Source organism: Pectobacterium versatile (assembly GCF_003932035.1).
GTDB lineage: Bacteria > Pseudomonadota > Gammaproteobacteria > Enterobacterales > Enterobacteriaceae > Pectobacterium > Pectobacterium versatile.
Window position 1 is genome coordinate 2829931 of the sequence record NZ_CP034276.1, and the last position, 16501, is coordinate 2846431.

General features: G+C 54.4%; 10 protein-coding genes. 6 read left to right on the top strand and 4 right to left on the bottom strand.

The features are described from left to right. Positions 1–144: 144 nt before the first annotated feature. A complete protein-coding gene (locus EIP93_RS12760; protein WP_125232801.1) occupies positions 145–2511 on the bottom strand; it encodes a glycoside hydrolase family 31 protein in 2367 nt (788 codons plus the stop codon). A gap of 34 nt (positions 2512–2545) precedes the next feature. Beyond that, complete coding sequence (locus EIP93_RS12765) at positions 2546–3856, bottom strand: MFS transporter (RefSeq protein ID WP_107332757.1); 1311 nt, start codon at positions 3854–3856, stop codon at positions 2546–2548. A gap of 320 nt (positions 3857–4176) precedes the next feature. Here EIP93_RS12765 and EIP93_RS12770 point away from each other — a divergent pair, with 320 nt between their 5' ends. Then, entirely contained in the window at positions 4177–5247 is a 1071-nt protein-coding gene (locus EIP93_RS12770; RefSeq protein ID WP_103940121.1) for a LacI family DNA-binding transcriptional regulator, read from the top strand. On the opposite strand, the gene EIP93_RS12775 is transcribed toward EIP93_RS12770, so the two are convergent. Next, on the bottom strand, positions 5238–6140 hold the full coding sequence (locus tag EIP93_RS12775; RefSeq protein ID WP_103970816.1) for a LysR family transcriptional regulator: 903 nt from the start codon (positions 6138–6140) through the stop codon (positions 5238–5240). The two genes, EIP93_RS12770 and EIP93_RS12775, sit on opposite strands and share 10 nt — an antisense overlap. A gap of 417 nt (positions 6141–6557) precedes the next feature. Between EIP93_RS12775 and EIP93_RS12780 the strand changes: the two genes are divergently transcribed. From EIP93_RS12780 to EIP93_RS12790, 3 genes are all read left to right on the top strand, one after another. Further along, on the top strand, positions 6558–8870 hold the full coding sequence (locus tag EIP93_RS12780; RefSeq protein ID WP_116362423.1) for an FdhF/YdeP family oxidoreductase: 2313 nt from the start codon (positions 6558–6560) through the stop codon (positions 8868–8870). Between the two features lie 347 nt (positions 8871–9217). Continuing rightward, complete coding sequence (locus EIP93_RS12785) at positions 9218–11152, top strand: exoribonuclease II (RefSeq protein ID WP_116362425.1); 1935 nt, start codon at positions 9218–9220, stop codon at positions 11150–11152. Between the two features lie 59 nt (positions 11153–11211). Continuing rightward, the gene (locus EIP93_RS12790; RefSeq protein ID WP_107332752.1) at positions 11212–12129 is read left to right on the top strand and encodes an aldo/keto reductase; all 918 of its coding nucleotides are present in this window, start codon (positions 11212–11214) and stop codon (positions 12127–12129) included. A gap of 44 nt (positions 12130–12173) precedes the next feature. Here EIP93_RS12790 and EIP93_RS12795 read toward each other — a convergent pair whose 3' ends face one another. Continuing rightward, positions 12174–12677 (bottom strand): Lrp/AsnC family transcriptional regulator, encoded by a 504-nt coding sequence (locus EIP93_RS12795; protein ID WP_103860506.1) that lies wholly within the window; start codon positions 12675–12677, stop codon positions 12174–12176. Positions 12678–12748: 71 nt separating this feature from the next. Between EIP93_RS12795 and EIP93_RS12800 the strand changes: the two genes are divergently transcribed. Then, positions 12749–13930, top strand: a complete 1182-nt coding sequence (locus tag EIP93_RS12800) for an MFS transporter (protein WP_103970820.1) — start codon at positions 12749–12751, stop codon at positions 13928–13930. Positions 13931–14366: 436 nt separating this feature from the next. Next, a complete protein-coding gene (locus tag EIP93_RS12805; protein ID WP_103860505.1) occupies positions 14367–16430 on the top strand; it encodes a carbon starvation CstA family protein in 2064 nt (687 codons plus the stop codon). Positions 16431–16501: the final 71 nt, after the last annotated feature.

Sequence of the window (16501 nt, forward strand, 5' to 3'; positions counted from 1 at the left end):
CATGGATGGCGCAATCCGAGCGTACATGGATGTATTTACAGCGTCTTTACGATCTATCCGTTACCCCCGCCCTGCGGACTTCGTCAGCAACCTCACGCCCCAGTAAACAATAAAACCGGGGCGCAACAGGAAGAAATAGGATGACTATTGGTGTTGATAAGTCGTCGTGCGGACACCGTTAATGTACAGCTGGCGCTGCTCGCCCGCCGGCAGGCGCAGCGTCGCGTGCCGCCAGGCGGGCTGATATCGCCCTTCCGATGTGAACGTCACGTCAATGCGCTGGCTATCCGCACGGATTTCCCAGCGTAGCCACAGCGCGTTTCCTTCACGCCATTGCCACGTCTCGCCATCGTCCTCAAACAGCAGCCCGCAATCCGTACCGCCTGCGACAGGCGGAAAAAGCAGGAATTCACGCTGGTCATCTTCATGCGGGCTGACGTGCGCCGTTCGCCCCGACAACGGAATCATCGCACCGGCTCTGACCAACAGCGGGAGACGTTCCAACGGCGAATCCAGCACGATAGTCTGCCCACCGCTGAACCATTGGCCGGAATGAAAATCGTACCAGCCCGATGTATTCGCTGGCAGGTACACCGTACGCTGGCGCTGCCCCTGCTCGACTACGCTGGCGACCAGAATGTCTCGCCCCAGCATGAAATCGTCGGTTTCTTCTAGCGTCGCGCTGTCCTGCTCGTGGTCGAGGAACGTCGGGCGCAGCATCGGTTCATCGTCCGCGCTGGCCTGCCACAGCAAAGTATAAAAGTACGGCAACAGGCGATAGCGCAGTTCGATGGCGCTGCGAATCGCAGGCGTTACCGCGGGATACATCCACGGTTCGTTTACCGTCTGGTCGTCATTCCAGGAGTGAATGGTGAAACGCGGGTGCATCACACCGTTTTGAACCCAGCGCACAAAAAGTTCGGCGTCCGGCTTGTCGCCCGAAAACCCGCCGACGTCGTGTCCGACATTAAACAGGCCGGACAGGCTCATCCCGACTCCCATCCGGGTGTTGTAGCGTAGCGTCTGCCAGTTGGTGCGGTTATCGCCGCTCCAGGTCTGCACATAGCGCTGCATTCCCGCACAGCCGGAACGAGAGATCAGATAAGGGCGCAGCGTCGGGGCAAAGCGCTGCTGTGCCTCCAGCGAGGCGCGCATCATCAACAGCGGCATCAGCGGGCGAATGTGTTTGATCGCCATCGTTTCGCCGAATCCGTGACAGCGGGCTTCACCATCCCAAACTTCATACTCGTTATTGTCATTCCACGTCGAATCAATCCCTTTCTCCAGCAACTGCCGGGTGACGTTCTCCTGCCACCATGCCACCGTTGCCGGATTGGTGAAATCAAGGTGCGAACCTTCATCGTCCCAAAAGCTGGAACGCTCTGGGACATCGGATTCAGAATCACGGATAAACAGCCCTTGCGCCGACACCTCGTCGTATTTCGGGTGATCTTGCAGTAAACAGGGTTTGATATTGGCCGCCAGTTTGAGGCCCGCCTCGTGGAAAGCCTGCGACATCACTTCCGGTTGGGGGACTTTGTCGTTATTCCAGTTAAACACATAGCGCTTATTGTTGATCGACGTGTAGCCCGACGAGAGTTGGAACGAATCACACGGGATATGATGTTCCCGGCACAGCGCGATAAATTTCATCAGTTGCTGCTGCGCATCCGGTGCATCGGTGTAATGCATGGTGGAACCGCTGTAGCCCAAGCTCCATTTTGGCCCAAAGAGCGTTTTCCCCGTCAGACGCACGAACGCTTTCGTCACATCCAACACGCGCGGCCCGATGAACAGGTAATAGTCGAGATCGCCCGCCTCCGCCTGATAGCGCCGATAAGCCAGATGATAGTTATCGATCTCATTGCCGAGATCGAGCCAGGTCGTGCTCAGGTTATCGTAAAACAGGCCGAAGCTGACATCGTCGCGTCGGGTAATGGTAAACGGAACATGCTTATACAGCGGATCGGTGCTCGCCGCGTTGTAGCCCATCGCGTCCAGATTGCGGAACTCAAACCGACGTCCGGTGCGTTCAAGATCGCCCGCTTTTTCACCCAGCCCGTAATAGCGCTCCGTCGGGAAACGGCGCTGATAGTGCGCCACGCCGTCACCGTGTGGATTGAGAAGATAGGCACTGGTGGGTCGATCGGCGGCAAACGGCTGCCATTCTCCCTGTTCATCGCAATATTCCCACGCCAGCCACAGCGGCTGATGAATCGTAATTCGCATCCGTGCGGTGCTGATACGCAGCGCATTATCCAGCTGTTCCAGTGAGAATTCTGGCAGGCTGAAACCTTCGCTACTTTCACGGCTGCGCCCCTGCCAAGGGACATCCTGCTGCGGCGCGATGCTCCAGGTGCGGTTCAGCTTCAGCTCGTCATTCTGTTTAACCAGCACGCGGGCCAACATCGGTTCCAGCACGTACAGGCGAAACACATGTTTGTCGTCCACCAACAGTTCAACATGGTCGGCGCTCTGGTGACGGAACACCCAATTTTTCAACGTTTTCATACAGCGTCCTTTTCAGGAAAAAATAAATGAGCCGTTATGCCTGCGACCACGTTTTCCCACGACGTTCAGCAATAAATGCGATCAGGAAGATGGCACCGATCAGATCGAAGAATCCCATCGCGACAAACAGCGGGTTGAACCCGATTTTGTCGGCGGTGACACCAATCAACAGCGAGAACAGGAAGCTGGCAATCCAGGCAAATGAGCCACGCATCCCGTTCACGGTTGCCATCTGGCCTTTATCGAACGATTCCACCACCAGTGCGCTCAACATGCAGGAAATCACCTGATGGCCAAACCCACCGATGGAAATCAGCAAAATCGCCACCCACGGATCTTTGCTGATAGCAACCAGCGCCAGCGACAGCATCAGAAACGCGCCCGTGACCGAACTCGCCACAATCGAGTTGACGCGCGAACAGCCGAACCAGCGGGTATAAAGTCGGGTGAGATAGCCACTGGCGATACTGCCGAGATCGGCAGCAAGAAACGGCAGCCACGCGAACATCGCAATTTGCTTCAGATCCATACCGCGTTCATTCGCCAGATAGAGCGGTACCCAAAAACTGAGCACGGCCCACGCGGGCTCCGCCATAAATGCTGGAATCGCGATACCGTAAAAGCGTTTGTTTTTTGAGACAGTTTTCAGTGCGGTGAAGAAAGGCAGTTTGACTGGCGGTGCCTCATTGTCCTGACGGATGAAATCCAGTTCCTCGCGGCTTAAATTGGGGTGGTCTTCGGGGTTGTGATAAAACAGCCACCACAGAATCACCCACAGCAGCGCCAGCCCACCGCTGAACATAAACGCGCCCTGCCAACCCAGATAAGCATGCGCCACAACGATAATCGGCGGTGCCAGCATCGCGCCGATAGAGAAACCAACACCAGCCCAGCCTGCCGCAATCGGACGTTCCTTTTTAGGGAACCACTCGCCCAGCGTTTTGGCATTCGCCGGTGTCGCTGCCGCTTCGGACGCACCCATAAAGAAACGCAAGATCGCCAGATGCAACCAGCTTCCCGCGCCCGCGTGGAAGATGCACATCAGCGCCCAGATCACTGCGCAGATCATAAAGCCAATTTTCAGACCGATAACATCGATCAGCCAGCCGCAAATCGGCTGAAAAATGGTATACGCCAGTTGGAATGCACCGACAATCCAGGAGTATTGCTCGGTGGTGATGCCCATACTGGTTTTCAGTTCTGGTGCCAGAATGCCCAGCGAATTACGGGTGATGTAATTCACGGTAACGCCGAGCAGGAACAGGCTCAGCACCCACCAGCGTAAATTTCTGAATGTCCGTTTACCTTTGGTAGCGATGGAGGACGAATTGATGTCGAGACTCATGGTGACTCCTTTACAGGAAAGTAGGGTTACATTGGTCTGATATCTCGACGGCATTTTTGTATTTATAGCCTATCGAATAATCAAACCATTTTCATATCATTGTATTTATTGAGTTAAATCCTTTTTTATTCCATCTAATCACTGAAATTGGTTTACCAAAATGAGAGTAGAACAATTGAAAATCGTGAAACACTCACTTTTTTGAAAACATTTTCATGCTATGGTCAAAATCAAGACAAAAAATGGTCTATAGCGCCTGAAAATAGGTAATAGATAGCAATGAAAACTTTGTCATTTTCGAAGGTGAACGGGATCACAAAATGAAAGGAAACCTGAAAATACGCGAAATTGCGCAGCGGACGGGCTACTCGATCAGTACGGTCTCACGCGTGCTGTCTGGTCAGTCCAATACCAGCGAGCAGGCAAAAACGGACATTCTCAACTGCGCCCGCCAGTGCGGCGTACTGGCCGATCTCGCCAACGGCCGCCTGCTCTTGAATGGACTCACTATTTTCGCCCCGCCGCGCGCGTTTGATATTCGGTCCGACATCTTCTATCACAAGGTGGTACAGAGCATCATTGATGCCCTGAAGCCACACGATGTGCGAGTGCGCTACTGCGGGCTGGAGGAAAATGACAGCGATGCGGCGCTATTTTTAGACAAAATGCGCGATTCGGCTACGGAGGCGGCGCTGCTGATCGGCATCGACGATCCCTATATTCACGCGCTGGCGGCGGACAGCGGTAAGCCCTGCATATTGATTAACTGCATTGACCGCAAGATGCGCTTACCGGGTGTGGCACCCGCACATCGCTTGATAGGCGAGTTCTCCGCCCACTATCTCTTTGAGCAAGGGCACCATAACGTGTTGACTCTGCTGTGCCTGCGTCGCTACACGATGGAGTTACGTCTGGACGGGATTCGGGATGCCTATCAGCACCATAATCTGCCGTTTTCCCCCGAGGACAACTTGCTGGCATTAGATAATTTCAGCACGACGGACGCCGAACAGACGATGACGGCCTTTTTAGCCCGCTGTCCGCAGGATAAGCGACCTACAGCGATTTTGGCAGGTGGTGATTTCATCGCGGTTGGGGTGGTCAATGCTTTGACCAAAGCAGGATTGCGCGTGCCGCAAGATGTCTCGGTGATGAGCATGGATGGATTCAATCTCTCAGCCATTCACGACGTCCCGCTCACATCGGTACATGTGCCGCGTGAGGCGCTGGGCGAAGAGGCGATAAGGCTGCTGCAATATCGTCTAATCCGCCCCGAAGCCCCGGTTGGCAACCTGCTACTAAACGGTACACTGGTGGTTCACCAGTCCGTCAGGCGACTGCGCGCCAGTAAATCGGTTGTACCGGTACAGGACGAAAGCCTTTACGACTGAGCTTGCAACCACTGCTGTGCCGTATCAAAGAAGTTCTGCGCCAGCGGCGTTGCTCGGCCAGCCTGTGCAACAACGACGGCAGCGCGGCGGCGCATTGGCGGAAACAGCAGCGGTCGCAATTTTAACGCGGGCGTCATGTCTGGGATCAGGCTGCCGTGAGGCACAATGCCGCACCCAAGCCCGACATAGGTGCTTTGGATCAGTTGCAGGACGGAAGCGCTTTCCACCTTAACCCACGGCGAAACCCCCATTTCGCGGAAATGGCTATCGAGATAGCGACGGAAATAGCGGCTGGCCTCCGCCAGACAGAGCGGAACCTCAGAAAGCGCATCGAGAGGCAGCGGCGTCTCTCCCACCAGCTGTGGGAAATAGTGCGGATGGAACAAGAGATCAACGCCCTGCTCCTTCAGCGGCGACGCCTGAAAGTGCAGTTCCTGTAGCGTAGAGAATTCAAAAAAGCCAATGCCGACATCCACCGAATGCGCATTTAACGCTTCCAGCAGTTGATCCGCACTGAACAGCGAGATCTGAAAATCCAGCTGCGGGTAAACCTTGTTCACCGCCGCCAGCAGGCTCGACAGCGCGATACTGCTTTGCGGCACTGCGCCGATGCGCAATACGCCGCTCACGCCACGTTTCAGCGACGCGACTTCAAGCTTTAGCCCCTGATAAACCGAGACGATTTCCCGCGCCCAGGCCAGCACGCGCTCACCTTCGGCGGTAAAGCCTTCAAAATTATTACCCCGATTGATTAACGCCAGATCCAGCTCTCGCTCCAGATTTTTCAACCGCATGGAGAGCGTGGGCTGACTGACAAAACTGGCTTCCGCTGCCCGACCAAAATGGCGCTCTTTCTCCAGATTGCACAGGTATTGCAGTTGCTTAATATCCATCGTCAGACTCTGTAGTAGGTAAGCAACAAGTATACCCTAAATAATTCGAGTTTCAGGAAGGCGGCAAGTGAGGGAATCCCGGTGAGCTTACTCAAGTAAGTGATTCGGGTGAGTGAGCGCAGCTAACGCACATGCAACTTGAAGTATGACGGGTATCCCATCGATAAATCGCCTCTATCCCACCATAGCCGCATTTGATTAGACGCGATCGCTGGTGGCACCTAAACTTCCCTTAAGAGCAAATATTTAAAATTTTGTTCACATAAAAAAAACAAAACCCTAAATAATTCGAGTTTCAGGCCGGCGGCAACGCAGCGAGTCCCCAGGAGCTTACTCAAGTAAGTGACTGGGGTGAGCGAGGCTGCCAACACACCTGCAACTTGAAGTATGACGGGTTTATTCACCTGCGGAACGTATATGAAATTCAAACCATCCATCAAGCCATACCGCAATGCGGCTGGCGGCTGGGGCTCGTTGGAAGCCACCACGCGTTTTGTTCTCGACAGCAAGCAAGCGCTGAAAAATATCCGAAACTTGTTGCGGGTCAATAAATCGAAAGGATTTGACTGCCCCGGCTGTGCCTGGGGTGATGACAACAGCAGCACGTTCAGCTTCTGTGAAAACGGCGCGAAAGCGGTCAGTTGGGAGGCAACGCGTAAAGCAGTCGATCTGGATTTTTTTGCCGCTCACAGCGTTACGACGCTGCGTCAGCAGAGCAACTATTTCCTTGAGTATCAGGGCCGCTTAACCCACCCGATGCGCTACGACCGTGCCAGCGATCGCTATGTCCCTATCAGTTGGGACGCGGCGTTTGCGCTGATCGCTCACCATATCGGTAACATGGCACACCCTAATCAGGTGGAACTTTATACGTCTGGACGTGCCAGCAATGAAGCCTCTTATCTGTATCAGCTTTTTGGTCGCATGCTGGGCACCAACAATTTCCCTGACTGCTCGAACATGTGCCATGAAGCTAGCGGAATCGGTCTGAAACAGAGTATCGGCGTGGGTAAAGGCACGATCCGGCTGGATGATTTCGAACACGCTGACGCAATTTTCGTCTTCGGGCAGAACCCCGGCACTAATCACCCGCGTATGCTGCATAGCCTTCGTCATGCCGCCGATCGCGGCGCGCACGTCGTCTCGTTTAATACGCTACGCGAGCGTGGTCTGGAACGTTTTGCCAATCCGCAGAACCCGCTGGAGCTGCTCACGCCGCTGTCTGGCACCATTAGCGAAACCTACCTGCAACCCAATCTGGGTGGCGATATGGCTGCCGTGCGCGGGATGGTAAAAGCCCTGCTGGAAACGCATCGCCAACGCCTGTCTGCCGGGGAAGCCGGTTTATTCGATCAGGATTTCCTGTCCACGCATACCCAGCAGATGGACGACTACCTTACTGTGGTTGATGCCACAAGCTGGCAGAAAATTGAACAGCAGTCCGGCCTGAGCGAAGCACAATTGCGCTATGTCGCGGCGATTTATCAGCAGTCGCCGCGTGTAATTTGCACCTGGGCGATGGGGATTACCCAGCACAAACACTCTGTCGCCACCGTGCGGGAAATCGTGAACCTGCAACTGCTATTCGGGCAGTTGGGAAAACCGGGCGCGGGGCTATGTCCAGTACGCGGTCATAGTAATGTGCAGGGCAACCGTACCATGGGGATCGACGAGAAACCGACGGCCGCGTTTCTCGATCGTCTGGCGGCACATTATGACTTCACGCCGCCTTACACAGCAGGCCACAACACGGTAGAAGCGCTGGAAGCGATGCTGCGCGACGAGATAAAAGTGCTGATCGCGCTGGGCGGTAACCTCGCCGCCGCTGCACCCGATTCGGCCCGTACTGAAGAAGCGCTCAGCCGCTGCGATCTGACCGTACACATCAGCACCAAGCTCAACCGCAGCCATCTGGTGACGGGCAAGGTCGATGCATTGATTCTGCCGACGCTCGGCCGTACCGATCTCGATATGCAGGCCAGCGGTGCGCAGTTTATTACCGTCGAAGACTCCTTCAGCATGGTGCACGCGTCACAGGGCGTCGGTCAGCCGCTTTCGCCATTGCAGCGCTCGGAAACAGCGATTGTTGCAGGGATTGCCAATGCGGTACTCGGTCATGAAAAGCTCGACTGGTTGGCGCTGGCGGACGATTACTCACGTATCCGCGACCATATCGCCGCCACCCTTCCCGGATTTACGGATTTCAATGCCAACTGCGACCTGCCGGGCGGATTCTATCTCGGTAACGCTGCCGCTGAACTGCACTTCAATACCCTCAACGGGAAAGCGCAATTCAGCCATGCCGCACTGCCCGACACGCTGTTTCCGCAGCTACAAGGCAGCGACGTGCCTTTTACGCTGCAAACCCTGCGTTCACACGACCAGTACAACACCACGATTTATGGTCTGGATGACCGCTATCGCGGCGTGTATGGTCAGCGGGAAGTGCTATTCATGCACCCGGATGATATCAGTGCGTTAGGGCTGGAAGACGGCGATAGGGTCGATATCGAAACGCTGTGGAACGACGGCATTACCCGTATCGTCAACGGTTTCAAGCTGGTGAGCTACGCGATTCCGCGCGGTAATCTGGCCGCCTATTATCCCGAAACCAACCCGCTGGTGCCGCTGTCCAGCTTCGGGGATGAAACGCACACGCCGACCTCTAAATCTGTACCGGTTAGCGTTCGTCGTAGTACGCGAGCGGAGTCTCTGCTGCGTATCGCCTAAGCATCGGTCCTCTAGGCTATTTTATTTGCCATTTTGAACCTGGGCAGTGCTCAAAATCCTCACGTACTACGTGTACGCTCCGGTTTTTCCGCGCTGTCCGTGTCCAAACTGGCTGCATCAATAACGCCTAGTGGAATAGGCTCCATTTCATAATTCGTGCCGTGAAATCAGTCGCGTGCACGGCAGGTAGATACATTCGAATCAGCGTTGACTTTACTCGGATTTATCCGCACTTCTGCTACCGATCTGCGCCTACGCCACCCCCGATTATTCTTGCCGCCAGCACCCGATTCGAGTAAAACTGTGAACTGCTAATTGGGCTACTCACAACCGTATTTCTGGACGCTATGTTTCAAGATAATCCGCTGCTTGCACAGCTAAAACAGCAACTTCACTCTCAGACACCGCGTGTTGAAGGTGTCGTCAAAGGTACCGATAAAGGATTCGGCTTCCTTGAAGCTGACGGACAAAAAAGCTATTTCATTCCCCCTCCGCACATGAAAAAAGTGATGCACGGTGACCGGATTACCGCCACCCTGCATACGGAAAAAGAGCGGGAAATTGTCGAGCCAGAAACGCTGATCGAACCCTTCCTTACCCGATTTGTTGGGCGCATCCATAAAAAAGACGATCGTTTATCCATTACGCCTGACCATCCGCTGCTGAAAGATGCCATCCCTTGCCGCGCCGCACGCGATGTCACACACGATTTTCAGGAAGGCGATTGGGCCGTAGCCGAAATGCGCCGTCACCCGTTGAAGGGCGACCGTGGATTTCATGCTGAACTGACGCAGTACATCACCACGGGCGATGACCCGCTGGTGCCGTGGTGGGTGACATTGTCACGCCATAATCTGGAGCGCTCAGCCCCAGAGGTTGAAACGACTGAGCGCCATGACGGCGAACTCGTCCGTGAAGATCTCACCGCACTGAGCTTTGTCACTATCGACAGCGCGAGCACTGAAGATATGGACGATGCGTTGTACGTGCAGGACAACGGTGATAGTTCACTGCAATTAACCATCGCGATTGCCGATCCGACCGCGTATGTCGCTGCGGGTAGCGAGTTGGACAACATTGCACGCCAGCGCGCCTTCACCAACTATCTTCCTGGCTTCAACATCCCGATGCTGCCGCGCCCGCTGTCGGACGATATCTGTTCCCTGCGTCCGGACGAGCGTCGCCCTGTTCTTGCCTGCCGCGTGACGATTGCCGCCGACGGTGCGTTGGGTGACGACATTCACTTCTTTGCCGCTTGGATCGAGTCCAAAGCCAAATTAGCCTATGACAACGTCTCTGACTGGCTGGAAAATCAAGGCGAATGGCAGCCGCAAAACGACGCGATTGCCGAACAAATTCGTTTGCTGCACCGCCTCTGTCTGGCACGCAGCGACTGGCGCACCACCCATGCGCTGGTATTTAAAGATCGCCCAGATTACCGCTTCCTGCTGGGTGAAAAAGGCGACGTGTTGGATATCGTGGTTGAACATCGCCGTATCGCCAACCGTATCGTTGAAGAATCCATGATTGCGGCCAACGTCTGTGCGGCCATTGTGCTGCGCGATAAACTGGGCTTCGGCATCTATAACGTGCATAACGGCTTCGATCCTGCCTCGATTGAACAAGCTGTTGCCGTATTGGATACCCACGGTGTTCAAGCTGACGCGCAAGCGCTGTTGACGCTGGAGGGCTTCTGCACGCTGCGCCGCGAGCTGGATGCCCAGCCGACACAGTTCCTGGACAGCCGCATTCGTCGCTTCCAATCGTTCGCGGAAGTGAGCACCACGCCGGGGCCGCACTTTGGTCTGGGGCTGGAAGCCTACGCCACCTGGACATCGCCGATCCGTAAATACGGCGACATGGTGAACCACCGTTTGTTGAAAGCGGTTATCACCGGACAGGCAGCGGAAAAACCGCAGGACGACGTCACGGTCCAGTTGGCAGAACGCCGCCGCCTTAATCGTATGGCTGAGCGCGACGTCGGCGACTGGCTGTACGCCCGCTACCTCAAAGATAAAGCCGGTACGGATAGTCGCTTCAATGCGGAAATCATTGACGTCACACGCGGTGGCCTGCGCGTTCGCCTGCTGGATAACGGCGCAGTGGCATTTATCCCGTCCTCCTTTATCCACGCCGTACGCGATGAGCTGGTGTGCAGTCAGGAAATGGGCACCCTCTCAGTGAAAGGCGATGTGGTTTATCGTCAGGGGGATACGCTGGACGTCGTCATTGCTGAAGTTCGTCTGGAAACCCGCAGCATCGTGGCAAAACCTGCCGCCTAAGTACCATGCCGCCGAGTCATCTCGGCGGACGTGCAACCCTCATCACAGGAGTGTTCCCGATGAAGAAAATGACAATCGGTACATCCGCGATACAGGCTTCCAACATTGCGTTGGGCTGTATGCGAATGGCGAAGAAAAGCACGAGTGAAGCGGCTGACATCCTCAATGCCTCCGTCGAGGCAGGCATCGATTTCTTCGATCACGCTGATATCTATGGCTCAGGTTTGTCGGAAGAGATTTTCGCCGCCGGTTTACAGAAAACCGCTATCCGCCGGGAATCAATTTTTCTGCAATCCAAATGTGGCATTCGTCAGGGCTTTTTTGACTTCTCGAAGGCGCACATCATCGCGTCCGTCGAAGGTAGTTTGCAGCGTTTAAAAACGGACTATCTTGATACGCTTCTGCTGCACCGCCCGGACACGCTGTTTGAACCCGATGAAGTCGCCGCCGCCTTTGATGAGCTGGAAAGCAGTGGAAAAGTGCGTCATTTCGGCGTCAGTAATCAGAACCCGTTGCAAATTGAGCTGCTGAAGCAATCCGTACGCCAGCCGCTGATCGCCAATCAGTTGCAGTTCAGCATTATGCACACGGGCATGATTGATGCCGGATTTAACGTGAATATGACGAATCCGGCATCGGTGAATCACGATGGCGCGATTCTGGAATACAGCCGTCTGAATACGATGACGATTCAGGCCTGGTCGCCTTTCCAGTACGGCTTTTTTGATGGCGTATTCCTCGATAACGAGAAATTCCCCAAATTGAACGCGACCCTTGATCGCCTCGCTGAGCAACATCGCGTCACCAATACTGCGATCGCCACCGCGTGGATCTTGCGTCACCCTGCTGCGATGCAGGTGATTATTGGCACCATGAGCCCAGAACGTATCCGTGACATCGCGGCGGCGTCTACCCTGTCGCTCAACCGCGAAGAATGGTACGAAATTTACCGCGCCGCTGGGAACGTTCTGCCTTAAGACGCGTGTTGCACAGCCCCTTCGTCTCTGGCAACAGGGACGCGTTACAAACTAGGGTCAGGGCCACGTTCAACGAAGGTCGACAGAACGATATAACTACGCGTGCTGTCGACACCTTCAATCTCTTGTAGCTTACCCAACAGTTCCTCTAGCCCTTCGGTATCTCGGGTGCGCACCTTGAGCATGACGCAGCTATCGCCAGCAACGGTATGAAACTCCTCAATTTCCGGTAAATCGCTCAATATCAATAAACGCTTGGTACTCAAGACACTCTTTGTGTTTACCAAAACAAAGGTCAATAAGGTTCGACCGACCTTACAGCCATCAATCTTTGCAATGGTGGCTTTGATGACCCCGTCCTTTTTTAGCCGCTTGACTCGCTCATGCACGGACGGCGCGGAAAGATGCAGCGCTTCTCCTAAATCGGCATAGCTCCGACTGCTGTCGGCTGAAAGAAGGGCTAATATTTTTCGGTCCACCTCATCCAGTTTTGCCGGGATATGCTTTTCTTGCCTAAGCGCATTCGTTTTTTCTGTTTCATTAGCCATTTTATTTCCTCACCCTAATATCATTAGGCATAATTTAGCACATGCAAAAATTGTCAGACATAGGGGATATCATGCCTATTGCTTTATGGGCTCTGGTTATTGGTGCCTTTGGGATTGGAACAACGGAATTCATCATCGCAGGTCTCTTGCCTGCCATAGCAACGGATTACGGGGTGACGATCCCCGTGGCGGCGTATATGGCAACCAGCTACGCGCTTGGGGTTTTTGTGGGGGCGCCGGTACTCATTATTTTGGGTTCCCGGTTACCCAAAAAAACCATGCTGGTTTTTCTTGCCGGGATCTTTGTTCTGGGGAATCTGGTCACCGCCCTCGCGCCGTCCATCGGTATCGCTATCGTCGGGCGAGTGATCACGTCTCTGACGCACGGGGCATTCTTCGGGATTGGCTCTGTACTCGCCGCTGAAATGGTGCCCAAAGAGAAGCGCGTCAGTGCTATCGCGTTTATGTTCTCCGGCCTTACGGTGGCTAACCTTATTGGCGTGCCAGTGGGAACCTGGATTAGCCATCAATTTTCCTGGCAAGCGACGTTTTACGCCATCACGGTTATTGGTGTAGCCACGGCGATCGGCGTACTGGTGCTTATCCCTTCCACCGCCAAACCCAAAGCCCAACATATCGGGCATGAGTTTGCCGCATTCGGAAACTCAAAAGTATTGCTGTCCATGGGCATCACCATCCTTGGGCCCGCCGCCTTCTTTACCTCAATTACGTATATCGCGCCCATGATGACGGAAGTGGCGCACTTTTCAGAGGGATCGATTACCTGGCTTTTGATGGTATTTGGTTTGGGCTTGTTCGTTGGGAATTGGCTGGGCGGCCGTTTCGCTGACAGAGCGTTAATGCCCATGTTGTATATCACGCTGTTTGGACAGGCTGCCATTTTGTTTATCTTCCACTTGACGGCCAGCAGCCAGATTGCCTCGGTATTGTGCATCTTCCTTATGGCAGCGTTTGGATTTGCGACCGTCTCTCCTATTCAAAAACTGGTGATGGACAAAGCAAGGGCCGCCGGTGCGCCAACGCTGGCTTCAGCGGTCAATATTGGTCTCTTTAATCTTGGTAATGCCCTCGGTGCCTGGGTGGGCGGGAGCGTTATCGCCAGTGGATTCGGTTTCACTGCACCAAACTGGGCTGGCGGGATCCTGTCGCTCAGTGCGCTGATTCTTGCCATCGCGGTTGGTGTGGTCGATAAACGCAGCAGTCATCTGACTGAATCTCTGGAATGCCATTGATGAAATAGGCGTAGCATGCAGAAGTGCGCGGGTTATGTCACCGCGCATTTTTAACGATGATTATCTGCATCGCCTCTCTCCATCACATGCTGAAACCGATCGTTTATCAGGCAGATCCGTCTGGTTTTTATTGCACCTATTTTTACCGCGTTAGCGCGTTAACCCTTGTTTACTCTTTAAGTTTCTTTACAGAAATTCACGTTCGCTCACATTTTCTCATCCATTCCCTTCTCTTCGCCATTAAACCCACTATTGTTAAATTGCATTAACACCTGCGCTATATACCTCAAATAATTCGAGTTGCAGGAAGGCGGCAACCGCATGAATCCCCAGGAGCTTACACAAGTAAGTGACTGGGGTGAGTAAGGGAAGCCAACGCACATGCAGCTTGAAGTATTACGGTATGCCTTTTCTGAATAACGAAGGAGCCGTTGTTATGAGTAACGTAAAGAGCATTGTGATCTGGCTGCTAGTCGGCCTGGCGGGCGCCTTTTCGTTCGCCACGCTGGCGCTAAGCCGCGGTGAACACGTCAATGCCGTGTGGTTGGTTATCGCTGCGGTATCGTGTTACAGCATCGCCTACCGGTTTTACAGCCTGTTTATCGCCAAAAAAGTGTTTGAGCTCGACGATCGCCGACTGACACCGGCGGAGCGTCATAACGACGGTCTGGATTACGTTCCCACCAATAAATGGGTACTGTTCGGCCACCACTTCGCCGCCATCGCGGGGGCCGGGCCGCTGGTCGGGCCGATTCTCGCCGCACAGATGGGCTTCCTACCCGGTACGATCTGGATTTTGGTCGGCGTGATGCTGGCGGGTGCCGTGCAGGATTTTCTGGTGCTGTTTATCTCAACCCGCCGAGACGGTCGTTCTCTGGGTGAGATGGCAAAACAGGAGCTTGGTACATTCGCGGGTATTATCACGATGCTCGGTGCACTGGGCGTGATGATCATCATTCTCTCGGCGCTGGCGCTGGTCGTCGTTAAGGCGCTGGCAGAAAGTCCGTGGGGATTGTTCACGATTGCCGCCACTATCCCTATCGCGCTCTTCATGGGCGTTTACATGCGCTTTTTACGTCCGGGCAAAATCGCTGAAGTGTCCATCATCGGCTTTGTGCTGATGATGCTGGCGATTGTCTACGGCGGCAACATCGCGGTACACCCTTACTGGGGGCCGTTCTTCACGCTGAAAGGGACGTCACTCACCTGGGTACTGGTGATTTACGGCTTCGTGGCATCCGTTCTGCCCGTCTGGCTGCTGCTGGCACCGCGTGATTATCTCTCTACGTTCCTGAAAATAGGGGTTATTGTCGGGCTGGCCTTCGGTATTGTATTCGCGATGCCGGAAATGAAAATGCCTGCCGTTTCTCGTTTTATTGACGGCAGCGGCCCGGTCTTCTCCGGTACGCTATTCCCCTTCCTGTTTATCACCATCGCCTGCGGCGCGATTTCCGGCTTCCACGCTCTGGTTTCCAGCGGCACCACGCCGAAGTTGATTGAACGAGAAAGTCATATCCGCTTCATCGGCTATGGTGCCATGCTGATGGAATCCTTCGTGGCGATTATGGCGCTGATTTGTGCCTCGGTTATCGAACCGGGTATCTACTTCGCCATGAACTCACCCGCCGCCTTGATCGGCACCACGGTTGAGAGCGCCTCATTAGCCATCAATAACTGGGGATTTGTTATTACCCCGCAGGAATTGAGTGCCATTGCCAATGACGTTGGCGAAGCCTCTATTCTTTCCCGCGCCGGTGGCGCACCGACCTTCGCGGTGGGTATGGCCTACATCATCACGGAAATTTTTAACAGCCGGGCGATGATGGCATTCTGGTATCACTTCGCGATTCTGTTTGAAGCGCTGTTCATTCTGACCGCCGTTGACGCCGGGACGCGCGCCTGTCGCTTCATGGTGCAGGATCTGGTCGGTATTGCGATTCCCAGATTAGCGAACAGCCGTTCCTGGCTGGGGAATCTGGCCGGTACGACCGTTGCCGTTTCCGGCTGGGGCTTCTTCGTCTATCAGGGCGTGATCGATCCGCTGGGCGGGATCAATACACTCTGGCCGCTGTTCGGTATCGGTAACCAGATGCTGGCCTCGATGGCGTTGATTCTCGGCACCGTGGTGTTGTTTAAGATGAAGAAGCAGCGCTATGCGTGGGTGACTATCGTGCCTACCGTCTGGCTGTTTATTACGTCGATGACGGCGGGTTGGCAGAAAATCTTCCATGAAAAACCGAGCATCGGCTTTCTGGCTCAGGCGAAACGCTTCGCGGCGGGTATTGAACAGAACACGCTGATTGCACCGGCCAAGTCGATTAAAGACATGGAAACCATTGTCTTCAGTAACCAGATCAACGCCGCGCTGTGTGGGTTCTTCATGCTGGTGGCGGTAACAATGCTGGTTTCCGCATTCTTCGTCATTCGTCGTGCGATGAATAGCGATGTCCCAACGGCAAAAGAGAGCCCGATTGTCTTACGAGACGGCGCTCAACCTTAAGCATCATCGACACATCTTCTCTAATCCCTCTCTCGCGGAGGGATTTTTTATGACCGCTACCCTTACGGATT

Bases quoted from the DNA above. Each gene is read 5' to 3' on its own strand.
- EIP93_RS12760 (WP_125232801.1), bottom strand. From the start codon at position 2,511: ATGAAAACGTTGAAAAATTGGGTGTTCCGTCACCAGAGCGCCGACCAT.
- EIP93_RS12765 (WP_107332757.1), bottom strand. From the start codon at position 3,856: ATGAGTCTCGACATCAATTCGTCCTCCATCGCTACCAAAGGTAAACGG.
- EIP93_RS12770 (WP_103940121.1), top strand. From the start codon at position 4,177: ATGAAAGGAAACCTGAAAATACGCGAAATTGCGCAGCGGACGGGCTAC.
- EIP93_RS12775 (WP_103970816.1), bottom strand. From the start codon at position 6,140: ATGGATATTAAGCAACTGCAATACCTGTGCAATCTGGAGAAAGAGCGC.
- EIP93_RS12780 (WP_116362423.1), top strand. From the start codon at position 6,558: ATGAAATTCAAACCATCCATCAAGCCATACCGCAATGCGGCTGGCGGC.
- EIP93_RS12785 (WP_116362425.1), top strand. From the start codon at position 9,218: ATGTTTCAAGATAATCCGCTGCTTGCACAGCTAAAACAGCAACTTCAC.
- EIP93_RS12790 (WP_107332752.1), top strand. From the start codon at position 11,212: ATGAAGAAAATGACAATCGGTACATCCGCGATACAGGCTTCCAACATT.
- EIP93_RS12795 (WP_103860506.1), bottom strand. From the start codon at position 12,677: ATGGCTAATGAAACAGAAAAAACGAATGCGCTTAGGCAAGAAAAGCAT.
- EIP93_RS12800 (WP_103970820.1), top strand. From the start codon at position 12,749: ATGCCTATTGCTTTATGGGCTCTGGTTATTGGTGCCTTTGGGATTGGA.
- EIP93_RS12805 (WP_103860505.1), top strand. From the start codon at position 14,367: ATGAGTAACGTAAAGAGCATTGTGATCTGGCTGCTAGTCGGCCTGGCG.